This is a genomic window from Mesorhizobium erdmanii (assembly GCF_013170725.1).
Lineage (GTDB): Bacteria > Pseudomonadota > Alphaproteobacteria > Rhizobiales > Rhizobiaceae > Mesorhizobium > Mesorhizobium erdmanii.
This window is the reverse complement of the sequence record NZ_CP033361.1, coordinates 4,602,698-4,622,264: the sequence shown is the minus strand read 5'-3', so window position 1 is coordinate 4,622,264 and position 19,567 is coordinate 4,602,698. Positions and strand designations below refer to the sequence as shown.

17 protein-coding genes are annotated in these 19,567 nt (G+C 64.8%); 14 read left to right on the top strand and 3 right to left on the bottom strand.

The features are described from left to right. The gene (locus tag EB233_RS22530) at window positions 1–555 is read right to left on the bottom strand and encodes an HdeD family acid-resistance protein (protein WP_027054940.1); all 555 of its coding nucleotides are present in this window, start codon (window positions 553–555) and stop codon (window positions 1–3) included. Between the two features lie 176 nt (window positions 556–731). Between EB233_RS22530 and EB233_RS22525 the strand changes: the two genes are divergently transcribed. The 3 genes from EB233_RS22525 (at window position 732) to EB233_RS22515 (ending at window position 5,696) form a co-directional block, all read left to right on the top strand. Next, on the top strand, window positions 732–1,544 hold the full coding sequence (locus EB233_RS22525) for a MipA/OmpV family protein (RefSeq protein WP_064992201.1): 813 nt from the start codon (window positions 732–734) through the stop codon (window positions 1,542–1,544). Window positions 1,545–1,829: 285 nt separating this feature from the next. Continuing rightward, complete coding sequence (gene ileS, locus EB233_RS22520) at window positions 1,830–4,823, top strand: isoleucine--tRNA ligase (protein WP_081294354.1); 2,994 nt, start codon at window positions 1,830–1,832, stop codon at window positions 4,821–4,823. A 195-nt stretch (window positions 4,824–5,018) separates the two neighbouring features. Next, entirely contained in the window at window positions 5,019–5,696 is a 678-nt protein-coding gene (locus EB233_RS22515; RefSeq protein ID WP_081294355.1) for a metal ABC transporter substrate-binding protein, read from the top strand. Window positions 5,697–5,732: 36 nt separating this feature from the next. Here the strand turns inward: EB233_RS22515 and EB233_RS22510 are convergent, their stop codons facing one another. Beyond that, window positions 5,733–6,182 (bottom strand): nucleoside deaminase, encoded by a 450-nt coding sequence (locus EB233_RS22510; protein ID WP_064992203.1) that lies wholly within the window; start codon window positions 6,180–6,182, stop codon window positions 5,733–5,735. A gap of 241 nt (window positions 6,183–6,423) precedes the next feature. On the opposite strand from EB233_RS22510, the gene EB233_RS22505 reads away from it, so the two are divergent. From EB233_RS22505 to EB233_RS22485, 5 genes are all read left to right on the top strand, one after another. Beyond that, window positions 6,424–8,469 (top strand): pseudouridine synthase, encoded by a 2,046-nt coding sequence (locus tag EB233_RS22505; protein ID WP_064992204.1) that lies wholly within the window; start codon window positions 6,424–6,426, stop codon window positions 8,467–8,469. Further along, window positions 8,466–9,020, top strand: coding sequence for a 16S rRNA (guanine(966)-N(2))-methyltransferase RsmD (rsmD, locus tag EB233_RS22500; protein WP_064992205.1), 555 nt, complete (start codon window positions 8,466–8,468; stop codon window positions 9,018–9,020). Before EB233_RS22505 ends, rsmD begins: the two co-directional genes overlap by 4 nt. 112 nt (window positions 9,021–9,132) lie before the next feature. Then, a complete protein-coding gene (locus EB233_RS22495) occupies window positions 9,133–10,521 on the top strand; it encodes a M16 family metallopeptidase (RefSeq protein WP_064992206.1) in 1,389 nt (462 codons plus the stop codon). Window positions 10,522–10,532: 11 nt separating this feature from the next. Continuing rightward, entirely contained in the window at window positions 10,533–11,921 is a 1,389-nt protein-coding gene (locus EB233_RS22490; protein WP_244277835.1) for a M16 family metallopeptidase, read from the top strand. Continuing rightward, entirely contained in the window at window positions 11,918–12,781 is an 864-nt protein-coding gene (locus EB233_RS22485; RefSeq protein WP_064992207.1) for a patatin-like phospholipase family protein, read from the top strand. Before EB233_RS22490 ends, EB233_RS22485 begins: the two co-directional genes overlap by 4 nt. 307 nt (window positions 12,782–13,088) lie before the next feature. Here EB233_RS22485 and efp read toward each other — a convergent pair whose 3' ends face one another. Continuing rightward, the gene (gene efp, locus EB233_RS22480) at window positions 13,089–13,658 is read right to left on the bottom strand and encodes an elongation factor P (protein ID WP_081294356.1); all 570 of its coding nucleotides are present in this window, start codon (window positions 13,656–13,658) and stop codon (window positions 13,089–13,091) included. A 123-nt stretch (window positions 13,659–13,781) separates the two neighbouring features. Here efp and epmA point away from each other — a divergent pair, with 123 nt between their 5' ends. The 6 genes from epmA to waaA all read left to right on the top strand — a co-directional run bounded on the left by epmA (window position 13,782) and on the right by waaA (window position 19,566). Continuing rightward, window positions 13,782–14,828 carry an EF-P lysine aminoacylase EpmA gene (gene epmA / locus EB233_RS22475; RefSeq protein WP_064992208.1) on the top strand — a complete coding sequence of 349 codons (1,047 nt, stop codon included), beginning with the start codon at window positions 13,782–13,784 and terminating at the stop codon, window positions 14,826–14,828. A 166-nt stretch (window positions 14,829–14,994) separates the two neighbouring features. Further along, complete coding sequence (locus EB233_RS22470) at window positions 14,995–16,338, top strand: TldD/PmbA family protein (RefSeq protein ID WP_064992326.1); 1,344 nt, start codon at window positions 14,995–14,997, stop codon at window positions 16,336–16,338. Further along, window positions 16,325–17,134 (top strand): 3'(2'),5'-bisphosphate nucleotidase CysQ, encoded by an 810-nt coding sequence (locus tag EB233_RS22465; RefSeq protein ID WP_064992209.1) that lies wholly within the window; start codon window positions 16,325–16,327, stop codon window positions 17,132–17,134. Before EB233_RS22470 ends, EB233_RS22465 begins: the two co-directional genes overlap by 14 nt. A gap of 76 nt (window positions 17,135–17,210) precedes the next feature. Then, the gene (locus EB233_RS22460) at window positions 17,211–17,456 is read left to right on the top strand and encodes a DUF4170 domain-containing protein (RefSeq protein WP_064992210.1); all 246 of its coding nucleotides are present in this window, start codon (window positions 17,211–17,213) and stop codon (window positions 17,454–17,456) included. Window positions 17,457–17,461: 5 nt separating this feature from the next. Further along, window positions 17,462–18,253 (top strand): lysophospholipid acyltransferase family protein, encoded by a 792-nt coding sequence (locus EB233_RS22455; protein WP_064992211.1) that lies wholly within the window; start codon window positions 17,462–17,464, stop codon window positions 18,251–18,253. Next, window positions 18,250–19,566, top strand: coding sequence for a lipid IV(A) 3-deoxy-D-manno-octulosonic acid transferase (gene waaA / locus EB233_RS22450; protein ID WP_064992212.1), 1,317 nt, complete (start codon window positions 18,250–18,252; stop codon window positions 19,564–19,566). Before EB233_RS22455 ends, waaA begins: the two co-directional genes overlap by 4 nt. Window position 19,567 lies beyond the last annotated feature (1 nt).

The following is a 19,567-nucleotide window of genomic DNA, read 5'->3' as shown; positions in this document are numbered from 1 at the left end:
TTACTTTTTGAGCGCCAGGCCGACGGCGATGAAGGTCCAGCCCTGAAAGATCAGGTCGATCGCCAGGAATAGTCCGAGCACCCACAGGCTGTTGACCGGCCAGCCCATGGCGATGATCAGGCCGGCAAGCACGCTGATGAGACCCGCCGCGACAATCCAGCCCCAGCCCCTTTCCGGACGGTGACTGTAGCCGACCCAGGCCCGCAGCGCGCCGGAAGCGACGAGCGCAACGGCCAGCAGGAAGGTCAGCACCGCCGAGGCCAGCAGCGGATTGTCGAAGGCGAAAAATCCGGCGACCGCGTAAAGAAGTCCACTGAGCAGCCAGTAGAAGAAGCGGCCCCAGGTCTTGACGCCGAAAGCATGCATGATCTCGATGATGCCGGCCACCAGCATCAGCCAGCCGACGACATAGACGGAAGCCACCGTGGCGATGAACAGATTACCGAAGGCAATGCCGCCGAGGATCAGCAACAGCACGCCAAGGCCGACAAACCATCCCCACTTTGCTCGGGTCTCGCCGATCGCGTTCTTCAGTGTATCGCCGTGCAATGTCATCTCGCCACCTCCATCGGGGACCGCCAGCATGCAACGAAATTAGCTCCCGTGCCGGTCCCCGTCCAGCCGATGGTGCAGGCGATACGAAGCGGATGTCTCGTCCTTAAATCAAATTTTACCAAAGCCTCGTCAAAGCTGTCACCGAGAGACAGTTGTATCGTGTTAGTGGAGTGGCCATGAGTCCGGTCGGGAAGATTTCTGCAGCCTTGGCTGCCGTGATGCTGGCGACGTCAGGCGCGGCCGAGGCCGGCGACGGGGCTTTCGGCTGGCTGTCCGGCGACTGGTATCTGACGGTTGGTGCCACTGGCCTGGTCGCGCCGAATTTCGAGGGCGGCAAGAAATACATGCTGAGCGCCCAGCCCATTATCTCCTTGGGCAAGGCTGGTCCCCAGGCACGCTTCACCTCCCGCAACGACAACATTTCGTTGGCGCTTGTCGATGATGGCAGTGTGCGTGCCGGCCTGACCGGCAAGTTCCTCTTCACGCGTGACGACAGCAATGCCGATGAACTCAAGGGGCTCGATCCCGTCCGCTGGGGTGGCGAGGTCGGCGGGTTCTTTGAATTCTATCCGACCGACTGGCTGCGCGCGCGCGCCGAATTGCGGCACGGCATCCGTGCCCATAACGGCTTTGTCGCCGATATCGCCGCCGACGCCTTCTATGATGTGACGCCGACTGTCAGAATTTCAGGCGGCCCGCGCGTGTCCTTTGCCTCGGCCAACTATTTCGACGCCTATTATGGCGTCAATGCGCAGGAAGCCGTGGCCTCGGGCCTGAGCCAATATAATCCCGGTGGCGGCCTGAAGTCCGTTGGCCTCGGCGGCGCGGTGACCTGGAAGGTGACCGATCCGATGACTGCCAGCTTGTTCGGCGAATATTCGCGCCTGAAGGGTCCGGCGGCCGATTCCAGCCTGGTCAAGGAGCGTGGCGACCGCAATCAGTTCATGGTCGGTGTGTCGACCACCTATCGCTTCGACTTCAAGATGTAGGCGAATCGAACGAGACGCTTTATTCCTGCGCCTATCTCCGCTAAAAGCCACGCCATGATGAGCTTTTCGCGCCTTTTCGCGATCGCGATACGAATTACTGGCCCGGTGCTCCGGGTGGCCTGAGCGCCGCCGGAGCCGCCGGGAGTTTCGCGCTCGCCCCGCGCTTTTCCAGAACATTGACGCATATCGCCTAAAAGTGGGTCCGGTTTGGGAAACGATATGCATCAACCCAAAGACTTCAACGCCCGGGCTTTTGTGCCGACGGGCTATGCAGATGGCAGATCAATGACCGACACTGTTGAAACGATCGACTATTCGAAGACGCTCTACCTGCCGCAGACGGATTTCCCGATGCGCGCCGGCTTGCCCGAGAAGGAACCGGTGCTGGTCAAGCGCTGGCAGGACATGGACCTCTACCGCAAGCTGCGCGAGAGTGCCGCCGGCCGCACGAAATACGTGCTGCATGACGGGCCGCCCTACGCCAATGGCAACATCCATATCGGTCATGCGCTGAACAAGATCCTCAAGGATGTCATCACCCGCTCGTTCCAGATGCGCGGCTACGATTCGAACTACGTGCCTGGCTGGGACTGCCACGGCCTGCCGATCGAATGGAAGATCGAGGAGCAGTACCGCGCCAAGGGCAAGAACAAGGACGAGGTGCCGGTCAACGAGTTCCGCAAGGAGTGCCGCGAGTTCGCCGCGCACTGGATCTCCGTGCAGGGCGGCGAGTTCCAGCGGCTTGGCGTCATCGGCGACTTCAAGAACCCCTATACGACGATGGCCTTCCATGCCGAATCGCGCATCGCCGGCGAATTGCTGAAATTCGCCATGTCGGGCCAGCTCTATCGCGGCTCCAAGCCGGTGATGTGGAGCGTCGTCGAGCGCACCGCATTGGCCGAGGCCGAGATCGAATACCAGGACTATGAGTCCGATACGATCTGGGTGAAGTTTCCGGTGGCCAATCTCGCTGTTGCCAGCGTCGTGGACGGGCAGCCGGCGGAACTCAACCCGGACCTGAGCGGGCGGTCGCTGGATTTGCTGGATGCCCATGTCGTCATCTGGACGACGACGCCGTGGACCATCCCGGGCAACCGTGCCGTCAGCTATTCGCCGCGTGTCGCCTATGGCCTCTACGAGGTGACGGCGGCCGAGAATGCGTTTGGCCCGCAGCCGGGGGAGAAGCTGATCTTTGCCGACGCCCTGGCCGAGGATAGCCAGGCCAAGGCCAAGGTCACCTTGAAGCGCCTTCATGGCATCGGCACCGAACAGCTTGGAAATCTTGTGCTTTCGCATCCCTTCAAGGGTCTCGGCGGCGGTTACGAATTTCCGGTGCCGATGATCGCCGGCGATCACGTGACCGACGATGCCGGTACCGGTTTCGTTCACACCGCCCCCAGCCATGGCCGCGAGGACTTCGACGCCTGGATGGACGCGGCACCCGAGCTGCGCGCACGCGGCATCGACACGGTGATTCCCTTCACGGTCGACGATGCCGGCTTCTTTACCAGGGAGGCGCCGGGCTTCGGTCCCGATCGCGAGGGTGGACCGGCGCGCGTCATCGACGACAACGGCAAGAAGGGCAACGCCAACCAGGCAGTCATCGACGAACTGATCAAGCGCAACGCCCTGTTCGCGCGCGGCCGCCTGAAGCACAGCTACCCGCACTCCTGGCGGTCGAAGAAACCAGTGATCTTCCGCAACACGCCGCAATGGTTCGTCTACATGGACAAGGACCTCGGGGACGGCACGACACTGCGCAGCCGCGCCTTGAAGGCCATCGACGATACCCGTTTCGTACCAGCCGCCGGCCAGAACCGCATCCGCGCCATGATCGAGGAGCGGCCGGACTGGGTGCTGTCGCGCCAGCGCGCCTGGGGCGTTCCGATCGCCATCTTCGCGGATGAGGATGGCAATGTGCTGAAGGACGAGGCGGTCAACCAGCGCATCATGGACGCGTTCGAGGAAGAGGGCGCCGACGCCTGGTTCGCCGCCGGCGCCAAGGAGCGTTTCCTCGGCAATCACGATGCCTCCCGTTGGCGGCAGGTGATGGACATCCTCGATGTCTGGTTCGATTCGGGTTCGACGCATGTCTTCACGCTGGAAGACCGTCCTGACCTGAAATGGCCAGCCGACGTCTATCTCGAAGGCTCCGACCAGCATCGCGGCTGGTTCCATTCCTCGCTGCTCGAAAGTTGCGGCACCAGGGGCAGGGCGCCTTACGACACCGTCGTCACCCATGGCTTCACCATGGACGAGGACGGACGCAAAATGTCGAAGTCGCTCGGCAACACGGTGGTGCCTCAGGACGTCATCAAGCAGTCGGGCGCCGACATACTGCGCCTGTGGGTGGTGACGACGGATTATTGGGAAGACCAGCGGCTCGGCAAGAACGTGCTGCAGACCAACATCGACGCCTACCGCAAGCTGCGCAACACCATCCGCTGGATGCTGGGCACGCTCGCCCATGACGATGGTGAGACCGTGCCGCTGGAGGCCATGCCGGAGCTGGAGCGGCTGATGCTGCACCGGCTGGCTGAACTCGATGAAGTCGTGCGCTCTGGCTACGACGCCTTCGAGTTCAAGCGCATCACCCGCACGCTCATCGATTTCATGGTGGTCGAGCTGTCGGCCTTCTATTTCGACATCCGCAAGGACGCGCTTTACTGCGATGCGCCGTCGAGCGTGAAGCGCAAGGCCTCGGTGCAGGTGGTTCGTCATCTCTTCGAGTGCCTAGTGAAATGGCTGGCGCCGATGCTGCCCTTCACCATGGAAGAGGCTTGGCTCGACCGGCATCCCGATGCCGTATCCGTGCATCTCGACCAGTTCCCGGAAATCCCGGCGGATTGGAAGAATGAGGCGCTGGCGGAGAAATGGCGCAAGGTCAGGCAGGTGCGCCGCGTCGTCACCGGCGCGCTCGAGATCGCGCGCGCCCAGAAGGTGATCGGCTCCTCGCTGGAGGCAGTGCCGGTCGTCACCATCAACGACGCGGCGCTCGAGGCGGCGATAGCGGATGTCGACATGGCCGAGATGGCGATCACCAGTGATCTCGTCATTGCCCATGGCCCAATCGGTGATCAAGCGCTGGCGGCTGCTTTCACGCTCGGCGACGTCAACGGCGTCGCCGTGGTGGTCGAGAAGGCCGAGGACCGCGGCCTGGTCAAATGCGCGCGCTCCTGGCGCTACACGGCCGATGTCGGGCAGGATCCTGCGTTTCCCGATGTCTCGGCGCGCGATGCCGCGGTGCTGCATGAACTGAAGGCGATCGGCCGGCTTTGATTAAGCCGGTGCACAAATGCCACGCCGGGCGGGCGAAAACCGCCCGTGCGTTGCCCTTAACGAGTGGTTGAGGTAAACACGCGAAACTCCGGAAGACAAATTGTCGCCGGATTTCCGTCGCAAGTGCTTGGACGATGGGGGCCGGTCACAAGACCGGTGGCGATCGAGAGGCTGTCTAGAGTGGGACTTTTTGGCATGACCGAGAGATATAATGCGCGCCTTGCGCTGCTGGCGCCGCTTGTCGCATCGGGCCTGGCTTTGTCCGGCTGCATGGGTTCGCCGACCTACGGCACCGACAAGACCGCTGCCGAACAGCTGGCCGGCGATCTCACCGGCGCCGTTTCCTTCGCGCCGAAGCGCAAGGACCCGATCGACTACAAGCCGCGCCCCACCTTGGTGAAGCCCGCTCCCGGACAGAAGGAAGCGCTGCCTGCACCGCAGGACAGCATCCAGTCGGCCAGCGCCGAATGGCCCGAATCGCCCGAGCAGCGCCGCGCTCGGCTGCGCGCCGACGCCACTGCCCACCAGAACGATCCGAGCTATCAGGCCGAGATCGTCGACGATGTGCAGACCGATCCGGCCTCGGTCAAGAAGGCAATGGCGGACTCAGGTTCCAGCCATCCGCCGGCATGGACGCCCGCGGACTCCGACAAGGGCCGTGCCGCCGAAATTCAGCGACGTCTTGCGGACAGCAAACAGGGCGACCCCAACACCCGCAAATATCTGAGCGAGCCGCCGTTGGCCTACCGGGTCGCGTCCGACACCGCGCCCCAAAACGAACTCGGCGAGGACGAGTACAAGAAGGAACGCCGCCTCAAGAAAGAGGCGGAAGGCAAGAAGGGCGGCTGGTTCGACTGGTTGCCGTCGCTTTAAGAACGACGCGGCCCTTTTCCGGCGGGATGGCGTGGTTCAGTCGCGACGTTCCCTGAAAAACTCCTTAAGCAACAGGGCCGCTTCGGTCTCGCCCATCCCCGCATAGATATCGGGCGCATGGTGGCAGGTAGGCGAGGCGAAGAAGCGTGCGCCATTGACCACCGCACCGCCCTTTTCGTCGGCGGCGCCGAAATAGAGCCGGCGCAACCTGGCGAAGGAAATGGCTCCGGCGCACATGGCGCACGGCTCCAGCGTCACATAGAGATCGTGGCCGGTCAGCCGCTCGCTCGAGAGTTTCCCGCAGGCTTCGCGGATAACCAGCATTTCCGCGTGCGCCGTTGGGTCGGCAAGTTCGCGCGTGCGGTTGCCGGCTTTTGCAACCACTGTGTTGCCGGTGGCGATGACGGCGCCGACCGGCACTTCGCCCCGCAAGGCTGCCGCTTCGGCCTCCCTCAGCGCGAGTGCCATGAAATCAGGCCGCTTCACGCGGATTCCATTCCCATTATCTCCTCGCCACTCCAGGTTTTCGGTCTTCGTTTGTCTTTCCAGAAAAACCGGCAGCCACTTTTCCCTGACAAACTCCGATGATCCTGTTATTGAGCGCATCAACCCGAAAATCGGACTCGATTTTCGGAAAAGATCATGCGCCAAATCAAAGTGCACCAGCGTTCGTTGCGCGCCCGAAAGGTTGCGCCACGCTGTAGCAGCGCAAACGGACAAAGGCCACATGGACGACAACGACAAGAAATCTCCGCGCCAAAAAGGCCCGGGCAAGAAACCTGCGGCTCCGCGAGGCGACAGAGGCGGCAAGCCATCCTTCGGCGCGAAAAAACCTTACGCGCCGCGCGGCGATCGGCCAATGGCCTCCGAGGGCGAGCGCCCGAAGCGCGACTTCAAGGGCGGCGACAAACCGTTCGGCAAGGCGCCACGTCCCGCAGGCAAATCGTATGAGAAGCGCGAAGGACCGCGCAAGCCCTATGCGCCGCGTGGCGACCGCCCGATGGTGGCCGAAGGCGAGCGTAAGCCGTATGAGAAGCGCGAAGGACCGCGCAAGCCCTACGCGCCGCGTGGCGACCGCCCGATGGCGGCCGAGGGCGAACGCAAGCCGTATGAGAAGCGCGAAGGACCGCGCAAGCCCTACGCGCCGCGTGGCGACCGCCCGATGGCGGCCGAGGGCGAACGCAAGCCGTATGAAAAGCGCGAAGGACCGCGCAAGCCCTACGCTCCACGCGGCGACCGTCCAGTAGCCGCTTCGGCGGAAGGAGGCGAAAAGCGCTTCGACCGCCCCAAGCGTGACTTCGGCGACCGTCCCAAGCGCGACTTCGCGGATCGCCCCAAGCGTGACTTTGGCGATCGGGCGCAAGGGGCGGGCGGCTTCAAGCCGCGCCCACGGCCCGCCGAAGCCACGGAAGAGGCCGGCGAACGTATCGCCAAGCGGCTTGCACGTGCCGGCCTTGCCTCGCGCCGCGACGCCGAGGAACTGATCGCGGCCGGCCGCGTCAAGGTCAATGGTCGCGCTCTGACTTCGCCTGCGTTCAATGTCATGCCTGGCGACATCATCCATCTCGACGGCATGGAGATCCCACCGATCGAACGCACGCGCCTGTTCTTGTTTCACAAGCCTGCCGGCGTCGTCACCACCAATCGCGATCCCGAGGGCCGCAAGACCGTGTTCGACGTGCTGCCGGCCGAATTGCCGCGGCTTATGACCATTGGCCGGCTCGATATCAACACCGAAGGCCTGCTGCTGCTCACCAATGATGGTGGCCTGTCGCGCGTGCTCGAACTGCCGGCCACCGGCTGGCTGCGCCGCTACCGCGTGCGCGTCCACGGCAAGGTCGAGGAAAGCGCGCTTGCCGGCCTGCGCGAAGGCATTGCCGTCGATGGTGTCTTCTATGGTGCGATCGAGGCGAGCCTCGATCGCGAGCAGGGTTCAAATGCCTGGCTGACGCTCGGCCTGCGCGAAGGGAAGAACCGCGAGGTCAGAAACATTCTCGGCGCGCTCGGCCTCGACGTGACGCGGCTGATCCGCATCTCCTACGGTCCCTTCCAGCTCGAGGATCTTCCTGAGGGCCATGTGCTGGAGATCAAGGGCCGCGTGTTGCGCGACCAGCTTGGCGAGCGCCTGGTCGAGGAATCCGGCGCCAATTTCGACGCCGAGATAACAAAGCCGTTTTCCAACAAGCCGGTACGGCGCACCGAAGTTCGCGAGCCGGAGCCCGAGCGGCCGAAATTCACCCGCGACGGCGAGCGCCGGCCGATCGGCGAGGGTGGACTGATCAAGAACCGCAAGCGCCGCGAAGGCAGCCGCGACGAGGCGCTTGGCAAACTGTCGACCAGTCCCGACAGGGGCGAGAGGCCGGAAAAGAGCTTTGGCGAACGCGGCCCCAGGCCCGAACGCGGCGCATTTGGCGACAAGCCACGTAGCGGCTTTGGCGACAAACCGCGCGGTGGCTTCGGCGACAAGCCCCGTGGCGGTTTTGGCGGCAAGAAATCCGAACGCGAGCAGCGGCCGATCGAGCCGCCCGGCCAGCGCAAGGCCAATGTCTGGATGGCGCCCGGTGCCAGGCCGATCGGCAAGGGCAGGGCGGAAGCCGACGCCGCCAAGGCGGCCGACGCCAAGGCGCGCAAGGCCGCGTTCAAGCCGTCTTATGGCAAGCCCGGCGGCAAACCGGACGGCGCAAAGCCGTTCGGCAAGCCGCGTGGCGAGCGCCCCGGCGGCGCTGGCGGTGAACGGCCGCGCGGCGGCCCCAAGGGTCCCCGGACAAGATGAGGATCGTTGGCGGTGAGTTTCGCGGGCGTCCGCTGGCGACGCCCCGCAGCAGCGCCATCCGTCCGACGACCGACCGCACCCGCGAGGCCGTCTTCAACGTGCTGGCGCATCGCTTCGCCGAACTGCTGGACGGCGCGCGCGTGCTCGACCTGTTTGCCGGCACAGGCGCGCTTGGTCTGGAAGCGCTGTCGCGAGGCGCCTCCTATGGTGTCTTCATCGAGGAATCGGCCGAAGGCCGCGGCTTGATCCGCGACAATGTCGAGGCCTTCGGTCTGACCGGCCGCACCAAGATCTTTCGCCGTGACGCGACCGGCCTTGGCGAGGCGGGCACGCTGGCACCGTTCGGCCTCGTCTTCGCCGACCCGCCCTATGGCAAGGGCCTGGGTGAACGCGCCTTGCAGTCGGCTAAGGCCGGCGGCTGGCTGCGCCCTGGCGCGCTGTGCGTGGTCGAGGAGACGGCGGCGGCGCCCTTCGAGCCAGGTCCAGGCTTTGCCGTGCTGGATGAGCGCAACTATGGCGAAACCATCATCCGCTTCATCGAGGCCGCCTGACACACGCGTTCAGCGCCGGCCTCTTTGCCGCCGCCTTTGCCGGCAACAACAATTCACTTTGCTTGTCGCCAGCACCTTGCCTATCGTTCTGTAGGGAAAACCGGAGCCATTGATGACATCCAGGACTGAATGGCTGCGGACAACACTGCTGGCGACGTCGCTGGCCTTCACACTCACCGGTTCCGCGCTGGCGGATGGCACTGTCTCGCCAAACACCAAGCCGGCCGAATTCAAGGTGACGGATTTCCTCCTCGACAACGGCATGGAGGTGGTCGTCATTCCCGACCATCGCGCGCCGATCGTCACTCATATGGTCTGGTACAAGATCGGCAGCGCCGACGAGCCGCCGGGCAAATCCGGCATCGCGCATTTCTTCGAACATTTGATGTTCAAGGCCACTACCCATCACGCGGCCGGCGAGTTCGACCGCGCAGTCTCCGACATTGGCGGCTCCAACAACGCCTTCACCTCCTACGACTACACCGCTTTCCACGAGACGGTGGCGCCGTCGGCGCTCGAACAGATGATGGGCTTCGAGGCCGACCGCATGCGCAACCTCATCCTCACCGACGATGTCATCAAGACCGAGCGCGATGTCATTCTCGAGGAGCGCCGCTCGCGCATCGACAACAATCCGCAGGCGGTGCTCGACGAGGAAGTCGATGCCACGCTCTGGCAGAACCAGCCCTATCGCATCCCCGTCATCGGCTGGATGCAGGAGATGGAGCAGCTCAACCGCGTCGACGCCACCGCCTTCTATGACAAATACTACCGGCCCAACAACGCCGTGCTGATCGTGGCCGGCGATGTCGAACCGGAGACGGTCAAGGCACTGGCCGAGAAAACCTATGGCAAGGTGGCGCGCGGTCCGGACCTGCCGCCGCGCATCCGCCCGGTCGAGCCGGAACAGAACACCAAGCGCACCGTCACGCTCTCCGACGCCCGTGTCAGCGTGCCGAGTTTCTCGACGCAGTGGGTGGTGCCGTCCTATCACACGGCCAAGCCCGGCGAGGCGGAAGCGCTTGACCTGCTGGCCGAAATCCTCGGCGGCGGCAACCGCAGCCGGCTCTACCAGGCTTTGGTCGTCCAGCAAGGCATTGCTGCCAGTGCCGGCGCCTATTTTCAGGGCACCATGCTCGACGCCACCAATTTCACCGTCTATGGCGCGCCGCGCGGCGACGCCAAGCTGGCCGACGTCGAGGCCGCTGTCGATGCCGAAGTGGCGCGCATCGCCAGCGGCGGCGTGACAGCCGATGAGCTCGAAAAGGCCAAGGACCGCTACGTCAGGTCGATGGTCTTTGCCCGCGACAAGCAGGACTCCATGGCCGAAATCTATGGCTCGACACTGGCCACCGGCGGCAATGTGCAAGACGTCCAGCAATGGCCGGAGCGCATCCGCAAGGTCACGGCGGACGAGGTCAAGGCCGTCGCCGCGCGCTATCTGGTGCTGGCCCGCTCGACGTCGGGCTATCTCTTGCCGCAGCAACAGACGGGGAATTGATGATGACCTCGATGCATATGCGCAAATCGGTGAAGGCGCTTTCCCTTCTCCCACAAGAGGAGAAGGGAAGACCGCGCGCGAGCGCCGCGCTCGCAACCCTTGTCCTTTCCATCCTCTTCCTGATCCTGCCGGCGCTGGCCGCCCGCGCCATGGAAATCCAGCAGGTCACCTCGCCAAAAGGCATCACGGCCTGGCTGGTAGAGGATTATTCAGTGCCGATCGTCGCCGTCCGTTTCGTCTTCGGTGGTGGCTCGACGCAGGATCCGGCGGGCAAGGAAGGGCTGGCCAATCTGATGACCGGCCTGTTCGACGAGGGCGCCGGGCCTCTCGATTCGGAAGCCTTCCAGATCAAGCTCGACGATGCAGGCGCCGAGATGAGTTTCGACGAGACCCGCGACGGCATCTACGGCTCCATGCGCATGCTGGCAGAACAGCGCGACGAGGCCTTCGACCTGTTGCGGCTGGCGGTCAACGAGCCGCGCTTCGATCAGGCGCCGATCGACCGCATCCGAGCCCAGATTCTGTCCGGCATCATCGCCAACGAGAACAATCCCGACACCGTGGCGCAGAGCAAATGGGCGCGCGCCATCTATGGCGACCATCCCTATTCGCGCTCCGACCAGGGCACCAGGCAGAGCATCGCCGCCGTCACGCAGAACGATCTGAAAACCCTGCACAAGGCAGTTTTCGCACGCGGCGGCCTGCATGTCGCCGTGGTCGGCGCCATCGACGCCGAGACGCTGAGGAATAAGCTCGACATGGTGTTCGGCAACCTGCCGCAAAACCAGGCGCTCACCCCCGTCGCCGATGTCGAGCCGAAGCTGGCGCAGCATCTGGAGGTCAATTACGACCTGCCGCAGACCTCGCTGCAGCTTGCCTGGCCGGGCGTGAAGCGCAAGTCGGCGGATTTCTTCCCGGCCGTGTTGATGAACGAGATCCTTGGCGGCGGCACCTTCACCTCGCGCCTGTACCAGGAGGTGCGCGAGAAACGCGGGCTGGCCTATGGCGTCAACTCGTCGCTGGTCAACCAGGACCATGCCAATGCGCTGATCGTCACCACCGGCACGCGCTCCGACCGCGTCGCCGAGACGCTCGGCATTGTCCGCGATGTCGCCAGGCAGTTGGCTGAGGACGGCCCGACCGAGGCAGAACTGGCGGCCACCAAGAAATATCTGATCGGCGCCTATGCCATCACCAATCTGGACTCTTCGAGTTCCATCGCCGCGACGCTGGTCGAATTGCAGCTCGACGACCTCGGCATCGACTACATGCAGCGCCGCGCCGGCTATATCAACGCGGTGACGCTCGACCAGGTCAAGGCGGCGGCAAAAAAGCTGCTGACGGCCGAGCCGACGATCATGGTGGTCGGGCCGCCGCTGGCCGGGGCCGGCAAGGGATGAGCCCGACTTTCGGCATAGCTTTCGGCGGCGGCGGCGCGCGCGGCCTGGCGCATATCCATGTCATCGAGGCGCTGGACGAGCTCGGCATAAGGCCGGTGGCGATCGCCGGCTCGTCGATCGGCGCCATCATGGGCGCCGGCATGGCCGCGGGCATGACCGGCAAGGACATCCACGACTATGCCCGCTCGATCCTCGGCCGCCGCGCGGAGGTGGCGAGCCGCATGTGGCGCGCCCGCCCGGGCACGATCGCCGAGGCCATGCAAAACGGCATCCGCGTCAGCCAGTTCAATGTCGAGCGCATCCTGAAGGCGTTTTTGCCCGAGGCCATTCCCGAAACCTTCGCCGCGCTGAAAATCCCGCTGAAGGTGACGGCGACCGACTATTTCGGCCACAAGCTTGCCGTCTTCGACGACGGCGACCTGCATTCCGCGCTCGCCGCCTCGGCCGCCATTCCCGCCGTGTTCCGCCCGGTGATGCGCGACGGCAGGCTGCTGATCGACGGCGGCATCTACAACCCCGTGCCGTTCGACCTCATCGAGAACGATGCCGACATCATCATCGGCGTCGACGTCGTCGGGGCACCCGAAGAGGCCGACCGCAAGCACCCCACCTCTGTCGACCTGATGTTCGGCGCAACCCAGCTGATGATGCAGTCGATTATCGCCAACAAGCTGAAACAGTGCCAGCCCGATATTCTGGTCCGCCCGGCGGTGTCGAAATACCGTGTGCTCGATTTCCTGAAGATCGACGCTTTGATGAGCGAGACGGCGGATATCAAGGACCAGCTGAAGCGCGAGGTGGAGCGGGTTATTGAGGCGCGGGGCGGGAAGGGCAAGAGAGGGAAGCGGGTGGCTGGGTGAAGCGTGCCAGGAATCCGCGCGCTGACTTCACCTGGACAAGTTAGTCGCTCATCGTACGAAGCGACGTTTGAGGCGATTGAGCGCCTTTCGTATGCGCGCCGATGCACGCCGAGTCAGGTTGGCACCCCGACTGCTCTCCTTTCGCGTGCGCTCGATCTCCTCGGTCATCCGGCCGTTGTCGCGCAGGCTCCATTTCGTTACGGATCTCGCGCGAATGCACTTTGGCTATGTGGGATGCGTGGTTGCCAAGTCCCATCACGACCACGGCGTCGGGAAGGAACACCGCGCCGGCCCGCCAAACTCGGCCTCAGTCCTTCGCCCGCTCCACATACGACCCATCGGCCGTCATCACCACCACGCGGGTGCCCGGTGCGATGTGCGGCGGCACGGTGGTGCGCACGCCGTTGGAGAGCACGGCCGGCTTGTAGGAGGACGAGGCCGTCTGGCCCTTGGTCGTCGGCTCGGTCTCGACCACTTCGAAGGTGGCGCGCTGCGGCAGCACGAGCGCGATGGCGATGCCGTTGAACTGCGAGACCTGCACCGGCATGCCTTCCTGCAGATAGGGGGCTGCATCGCCGACCACGGCTTCCGTCACCGCCACCTGGTCGTAGGTTTCCGGGTTCATGAAGTGGTAGCCTTCGCCGTCGGCGTAAAGGAAGGTGTGCTCGCGCTCCTCGACATAGGCGCGCTCCACCTGCTCGGTGGTGCGGTAGCGCTCCGACACCTTCACCCCGTCGCCAATGCGGCGCATGTCGAGCTGCGTCACGGGCGTGCCCTTGCCTGGGTGGATGTTTTCGGCAAAGAGGATCACATAAAGCTTGCCGTCCTTGTCGACGACATTGCCTTTGCGGAGCGAACTGGCGATGACTTTCACCACGGTTTTTTATCCTGCGAGAGTTGACGGGCGTTTGCCGGCTTGTGCGGCGCTGGAACGGGGCCTAGCGCATCTTGGCGCGAACCGCCAGCCCCCCATGCCAACCGGCATGCCTGCAAACCACCCATGACCGCTGCTTCACCGTGGTGGACGCCACATGTCCACGCCGACCGCCGCCCGCGATTGCTGCTGCGCAATGGCCTCACCGCGGCCTTGCGCGACTGGTTTGCCCAAAACGATTTCATCGAGGTGGAAACGTCGGCGCTCCAGGTGTCGCCCGGCAACGAGGCGCATCTGGCGGCTTTCGCCACCGAGGCGGTCGGGCCGGATGGCGCGCGCTCGCCGCTTTATCTCCACACCTCGCCGGAATTCGCCTGCAAGAAACTGCTCGCCGCCGGTGAGGTCAGGATTTTCAGCCTCGGGCCGGTCTACCGCAACCGCGAGCGTGGCCCCTTGCACCATCCCGAATTCACCATGCTCGAATGGTACCGGGTGGGCGAGGCCTATGAGAGCCTGATGCGTGATTGCGCCGATCTGCTGGCGCTGGCCGCGACAAGGGCAGGGGCCACGCGCTTTTCCTTCCGGGGCCGCGACTGCGATCCGTTTGCCGAACCGGAGCGGCTGACGGTGGCTGACGCATTCTCCCGCCTTGCCGGTATAGATCTCCTGGCCACGGTCGCCGCCGATGGTGGCACCGATCGGGATGCGCTTTACGCCGCCTTGACCCGTGCGGGTCTGCGCACGGCGACCGACGACAGCTGGGCCGACCTGTTCAGCCGCGTGATGGTGGAAAAGATCGAGCCCAATCTTGGTTTCGGCCGCGCCACCATCCTGTTCGAATATCCGGTCGCGGAAGCCGCACTTGCCCGGCCGAGCCCGCGCGACCCGCGCGTCGCCGAGCGCTTCGAGCTCTATTGCTGCGGGGTCGAGCTCGCCAACGGCTTTGGCGAACTGACCGATGCCGATGAACAGCGCCGGCGCTTTATCCTCGAGATGGATGAAAAACAGCGCATCTATGGCGAGCGCTACCCGCTGGACGAGGATTTCCTGGCGGCGCTCGCCATCATGCCGCAGGCCAGCGGCATCGCGCTCGGCTTCGACCGGTTGGTCATGCTGGCGACCGGCGCCCAGAAGATCGAGGATGTGATCTGGACGCCTGTGGCGGCGTCCTGAGACCACCAAACGCAGGGGTTGCCCTTTATCCGCCGGCCTGGAGTCCATGCCGATGCCGGCGGCAATCACGCCATGGATTCCGGTCTTCGCCATTGCACAAGCCGGGTCGGAACAATAGATGGGTGGGCGCGGCCGCAAGCTGGCCGCGACAAGCAGGATCACGGGCATGGCCGACACATCAGACGCTAAAAGACTGACCGACCGCGTCGCGGCGCTTGTCGAGGCCGCCAAAAAGGCAGGCGCCGACACTGCCGACGCGGTCGCCGTGCGCGGCCGCTCCACCGGCGTTTCGGTGCGGCTCGGCAAGGTCGAGGCCACCGAATCGTCCGAGGCCGAGGACGTCTCGTTGCGCGTCTTCGTCGGCCAACGGGTGGCGAGCGTCTCGGCCACCGCCGCGTCCGACCCGCGCTCGCTGGCCGAGCGAGCCGTTGCCATGGCCAAAGTCTCGCCCGAGGATCCCTTTCAGGGTCTCGCCGACCTGGCGCTGCTGGCCAAGCAAACGCGCGATCTCGATTTGTTCGACGCCACCGAAGTGTCGGCCGACCAGTTGAAGGAAGCAGCGCTGGCGGCGGAAGCGGCAGGGCTTGCCGTCAAGGGCGTGACCAATTCGTCCGGCGCCAGCGCCGGCGCCGGTCTCGGCGGGCTGGTGCTGGCCACCTCGCACGGCTTCATTGGCCACTATGTCGGCTCGCGTTTCTCGCGTTCGGCCAGCGTCATCGCCGGCGAGGGCACCGGCATGGAGCGCGACTATGAATTCTCCTCGCGCCTGCATTTTGCCGATCTCGATGCGCCCGAAGACATCGGCCGAAAAGCCGGCGAACGCGCCGTGCGCCGCCTCGGCGCTCGCAAGGCTGCGACCGGGCCGGTAGACGTGGTGTTCGATCCGCGCGTGGCGCGCGGCATCGCCGGCCATATTGCCGGGGCTATCAATGGCGCGTCCGTGGCGCGCAAGACCTCGTTCCTGCGCGACATGATGGGCAAGCAGGTGGCCGCATCCGCGATCACCGTCACCGACGAGCCGCTCCGGCCGCGTGGCCAGGCCTCGCGTCCGTTCGATGGCGAAGGTATCGAGGGCGAGAAGCTGCTCATGGTCGAAAAGGGCGTGCTCAACCACTGGTTCCTGTCGACTTCCGCCGCACGCGAACTCGGCCTTGTCACCAATGGGCGCGGATCGCGCAGTGGTTCTTCCGTCTCGCCGTCCTCGACCAATCTCGCCATCGAACCCGGCGAGCGCTCGCCCGACGACATGATCAAGTCGCTCAAGACGGGTTTCTATGTCACCGAAGTGTTCGGCCACGGCGTCGACATGATCACCGGCGAATACAGCCGCGGCGCGTCCGGCTTCTGGATCGAGAATGGCCAGCTTGCCTATCCGGTCGCCGAAGTCACCATCGCCTCGAACCTGAAGACGATGTTCCTCAACATGGTGCCCGCCAACGACCTCGACCGCAATTTCGGCACCGCCGCCCCGACGCTCCTGATCGAAGGCATGACCCTTGCCGGGGCCTGAACCGACCGCTTCCCCTTCCGGCGACATTGGGGATCTGCCGCTGCTGCGCGCCGCTGCCCGCGAGGCGGGGCTCATCGCCATGCGCTACTTCGGCAACAGCCCGCAGGTCTGGATGAAGGGCGGCACCTCGCCGGTCAGCGAAGCCGATCATGCGGCGGACGCCTATCTGCGCGACACGCTGTTGGCGGCGCGGCCGGATTACGGCTGGCTGTCGGAGGAGACGGTCGACGATCCGGCCCGGCTTTCGGCGCGCCGCACCTTCGTCGTCGATCCGATCGACGGCACGCGTGGCTTCCTGGAGGGACAGCGCACATGGTGCGTCAGCGTCGCCGTCGTCGAACAGGGCCGAACGCTTGCCGGGGTGCTCGAATGTCCGGCGATGGACGAGACCTATTGGGCGCAGCCCGGCCAAGGCGCCTTCCGTAACGGCAAGCGCATCGCGGTGCGTACGCTTGGCGACAAGGCCGAGATATCAGGGCTTAAGCAATTGATCGACCTGGTGCCGGCCAACTGGCAGAAGCGGCTGACACGGGCGCCCTACAGCCCTTCGCTCGCCTATCGACTGGCGATGATCGCCAATGGCACGCTCGACGCCACCTTCGTCAAGCCGAATGCGCATGACTGGGACATCGCCGCCGCCGATCTCATCCTGCGCGAGGCCGGCGGCCTGTTGCTCGACCCGCATGGCCGCGCGCCGCTCTATGCCGGCGAGGTGACCCGCCACGGCGCGCTCGCCGCCGGCAGCGGTGAATTGCTGGCGGTGCTCCTCGATGTCATCGCCGGACTGCATGCGTGAAACCACATTCGCAGGTTCCAAAGTCGGCGGCTTTGGTCTAGACCTGTCACAAACTCACAATATGTGAAGGACCGGCATGACCGCGGAAGACGGGAAGAAGCAGCTTTTGCACCTGGTGTTCGGCGGCGAACTGAAGAAGCTTGGCGGCACCGAGTTCCGCGATCTCGACGGGCTCGACATTGTCGGCATCTATCCGGACTATCAATCCGCGCACACGGCGTGGAAGGCCAAGGCGCAAGCCAGCGTGGACAATGCCCATATGCGTTATTTCGTCGTTCATCTCCATCGCCTTCTGGACCCCGACAGCAAGGCCGTCGGTTGACTTCGATGGAGCATGACCTGGCGAAAGAGCCAGCGAGCGAGGCAGCGCCCACCGGCAGGGGCGGCAGCCGTACGACCAAGGCTTTCTGGCGCAAGATACGCGAACCGCTCGCGCAGTCTCGATTCGTCAAGAACGCCATTGCCAGCCTGCTCGCCCAATTCGTGCGGCTGGTTCGCCTGACCAGCCCCCTGGTCGCCGGATCGGCGCGCTTTTCGGGCGGCGCCTATGCTGAATTCGAGCCCGGCATCATCGCTCTGTGGCATGGCCAGCATCTTTTGACGCCAGCCTATTATCCCAAGCGCAAACCGCTGGTCGCCATGGTGTCGCGCAGTGCCGATGCCGAACTCAATGCGCTGATGCTGGAGAAATTCGGCATCGAGGCGGTGCGCGGTTCGGGTGGGCGCGACAATGCCAGGCATCTCGACAAGGGTGGGGCCAAAGCGCTCATCGCCCTGAAAAAGTCGCTCGTTGCCGGCAAGAACGTTGCCATGATCGCAGACATTCCGCACGGCACGCCGCGCGACGCGGGGCTCGGTATCGTTCTCCTGGCGCGCCTTTCGGGCCGGCCGTTGCTGCCGGTCGCCATCGCCACCAGCCGCCGCAAGGTACTGGAGAAGAGCTGGGACAAGACCACCATCAACCTGCCGTTCGGCCGATCCGCCGTGACCATCGGCACGCCGATTTTCGTGGCGGCCGACGCCGACGACGCAGAAATGGAGCGCAAGCGCCAGGAAGTCACCGCCGCTCTCAATGCCGCGACGGCCGAGGCCTATCGTCTCGTGGATGGCCGGCGATGAGCGGCCGCTGGGCGCGTACCATGCTGACGGCATACCGCTTCGCCGGTGCGGCAGCCTATCCGTTGGTCGGCCCCTATGTCGCCTGGCGCACCTCGCGCGGCAAGGAAGACCGCAACCGCCGCCGCGAACGCTACGGCGTCGCTGGCCGCGCGCGCCCCGAGGGCCCCGTCATCTGGATCCATGCCGCGAGCGTCGGCGAGACCATAGCCGTCGTGCCGCTGGTCGAAAGCATTCTCGACTATGGCGTCAACATTGTGCTGACGACCGGCACGGTGACATCGGCCCAGGTTGCCGACGAGCGGCTCGGCGACCGCATCATCCACCAATATGTGCCGCTCGACCTGAAGCCGGCGGTCAGCCGGTTCCTAGACCACTGGCGGCCGGACCTGGCGATCATCGCCGAATCCGAAATCTGGCCGATGACCATCCTCGAGCTTGGCGCGCGCCACGTACCGCAGGTGCTGGTCAATGGCAGGCTGTCCGATCGCTCGTTCACCTCGTGGAAGAAGCGGGCCAACATCGCCGAGGCGCTGTTCGAGAATCTGGCCCATGTCGTCGCCCAGTCCGATGTCGATGGCGAGCGTTTTCGCGCGCTGGGTGCCCGGCCGGTGACGGTGTCGGGCAACCTCAAGGTCGATACCAACCCGCCGCCCGTCGACGAACGGGCGCTGGCCACCATGCAGCGGCAGATCGCCGGCCGACCGACCTGGGCGGCAATCTCGACCCATGATGGCGAGGAAGTGGTCGCGGCGGAAGTCCATGCGACGCTGCACAAGCGTCACCATGGCCTGCTGACGATCGTCGTGCCGCGCCATCCCGATCGCGCCGAAACGCTTGCCGCGCAGATTTCCGGCATGGGCCTGAAGGTCGCGCGGCGCAGCAAGGGCGACCGCATCGGGCCTGACACCGATATCCTGCTCGGCGATACGATCGGCGAGATGGGCCTCTATCTCCGGTTGACCGAGATCGCCTTCGTCGGCCGCTCGCTGACCTCCGAGGGTGGCCAGAATCCGCTGGAGCCGGCCATGCTCGACACGGCGGTTCTGGCCGGGCGCAACGTTCAGAATTTCCGCGAAGCCTATCAGCGCCTGATCGACAGCGGCGGCGCCAAGCTTGTGCGCGATCGCGACATGCTGGCAGGTGCGGTCAATTTCCTTTTGACCAACGAAGTGGCACGCCACGAGATGATGGCGGCAGGGATCGCGACCGTCGACGAGATGCGCGGCGCGCTGGCGCGCACGCTGAAGTCGCTTGAACCCTATATCCAGCCGCTGGTCGTCAAGTCGCGCCTGAAGGGCGCCAACGGGCGCTAGC

Excerpts from the sequence above, each read along its gene's own strand:
- EB233_RS22455 (WP_064992211.1), top strand. The coding sequence starts at position 17,462 with ATGGAGCATGACCTGGCGAAAGAGCCAGCGAGCGAGGCAGCGCCCACC.
- epmA (WP_064992208.1), top strand. The coding sequence starts at position 13,782 with ATGACCGCTGCTTCACCGTGGTGGACGCCACATGTCCACGCCGACCGC.
- EB233_RS22485 (WP_064992207.1), top strand. The coding sequence starts at position 11,918 with ATGAGCCCGACTTTCGGCATAGCTTTCGGCGGCGGCGGCGCGCGCGGC.
- EB233_RS22470 (WP_064992326.1), top strand. The coding sequence starts at position 14,995 with ATGGCCGACACATCAGACGCTAAAAGACTGACCGACCGCGTCGCGGCG.
- EB233_RS22525 (WP_064992201.1), top strand. The coding sequence starts at position 732 with ATGAGTCCGGTCGGGAAGATTTCTGCAGCCTTGGCTGCCGTGATGCTG.
- EB233_RS22490 (WP_244277835.1), top strand. The coding sequence starts at position 10,533 with ATGCATATGCGCAAATCGGTGAAGGCGCTTTCCCTTCTCCCACAAGAG.
- EB233_RS22495 (WP_064992206.1), top strand. The coding sequence starts at position 9,133 with ATGACATCCAGGACTGAATGGCTGCGGACAACACTGCTGGCGACGTCG.
- waaA (WP_064992212.1), top strand. The coding sequence starts at position 18,250 with ATGAGCGGCCGCTGGGCGCGTACCATGCTGACGGCATACCGCTTCGCC.
- EB233_RS22515 (WP_081294355.1), top strand. The coding sequence starts at position 5,019 with ATGACCGAGAGATATAATGCGCGCCTTGCGCTGCTGGCGCCGCTTGTC.
- EB233_RS22530 (WP_027054940.1), bottom strand. The coding sequence starts at position 555 with ATGACATTGCACGGCGATACACTGAAGAACGCGATCGGCGAGACCCGA.
- rsmD (WP_064992205.1), top strand. The coding sequence starts at position 8,466 with ATGAGGATCGTTGGCGGTGAGTTTCGCGGGCGTCCGCTGGCGACGCCC.
- EB233_RS22460 (WP_064992210.1), top strand. The coding sequence starts at position 17,211 with ATGACCGCGGAAGACGGGAAGAAGCAGCTTTTGCACCTGGTGTTCGGC.
- ileS (WP_081294354.1), top strand. The coding sequence starts at position 1,830 with ATGACCGACACTGTTGAAACGATCGACTATTCGAAGACGCTCTACCTG.
- EB233_RS22505 (WP_064992204.1), top strand. The coding sequence starts at position 6,424 with ATGGACGACAACGACAAGAAATCTCCGCGCCAAAAAGGCCCGGGCAAG.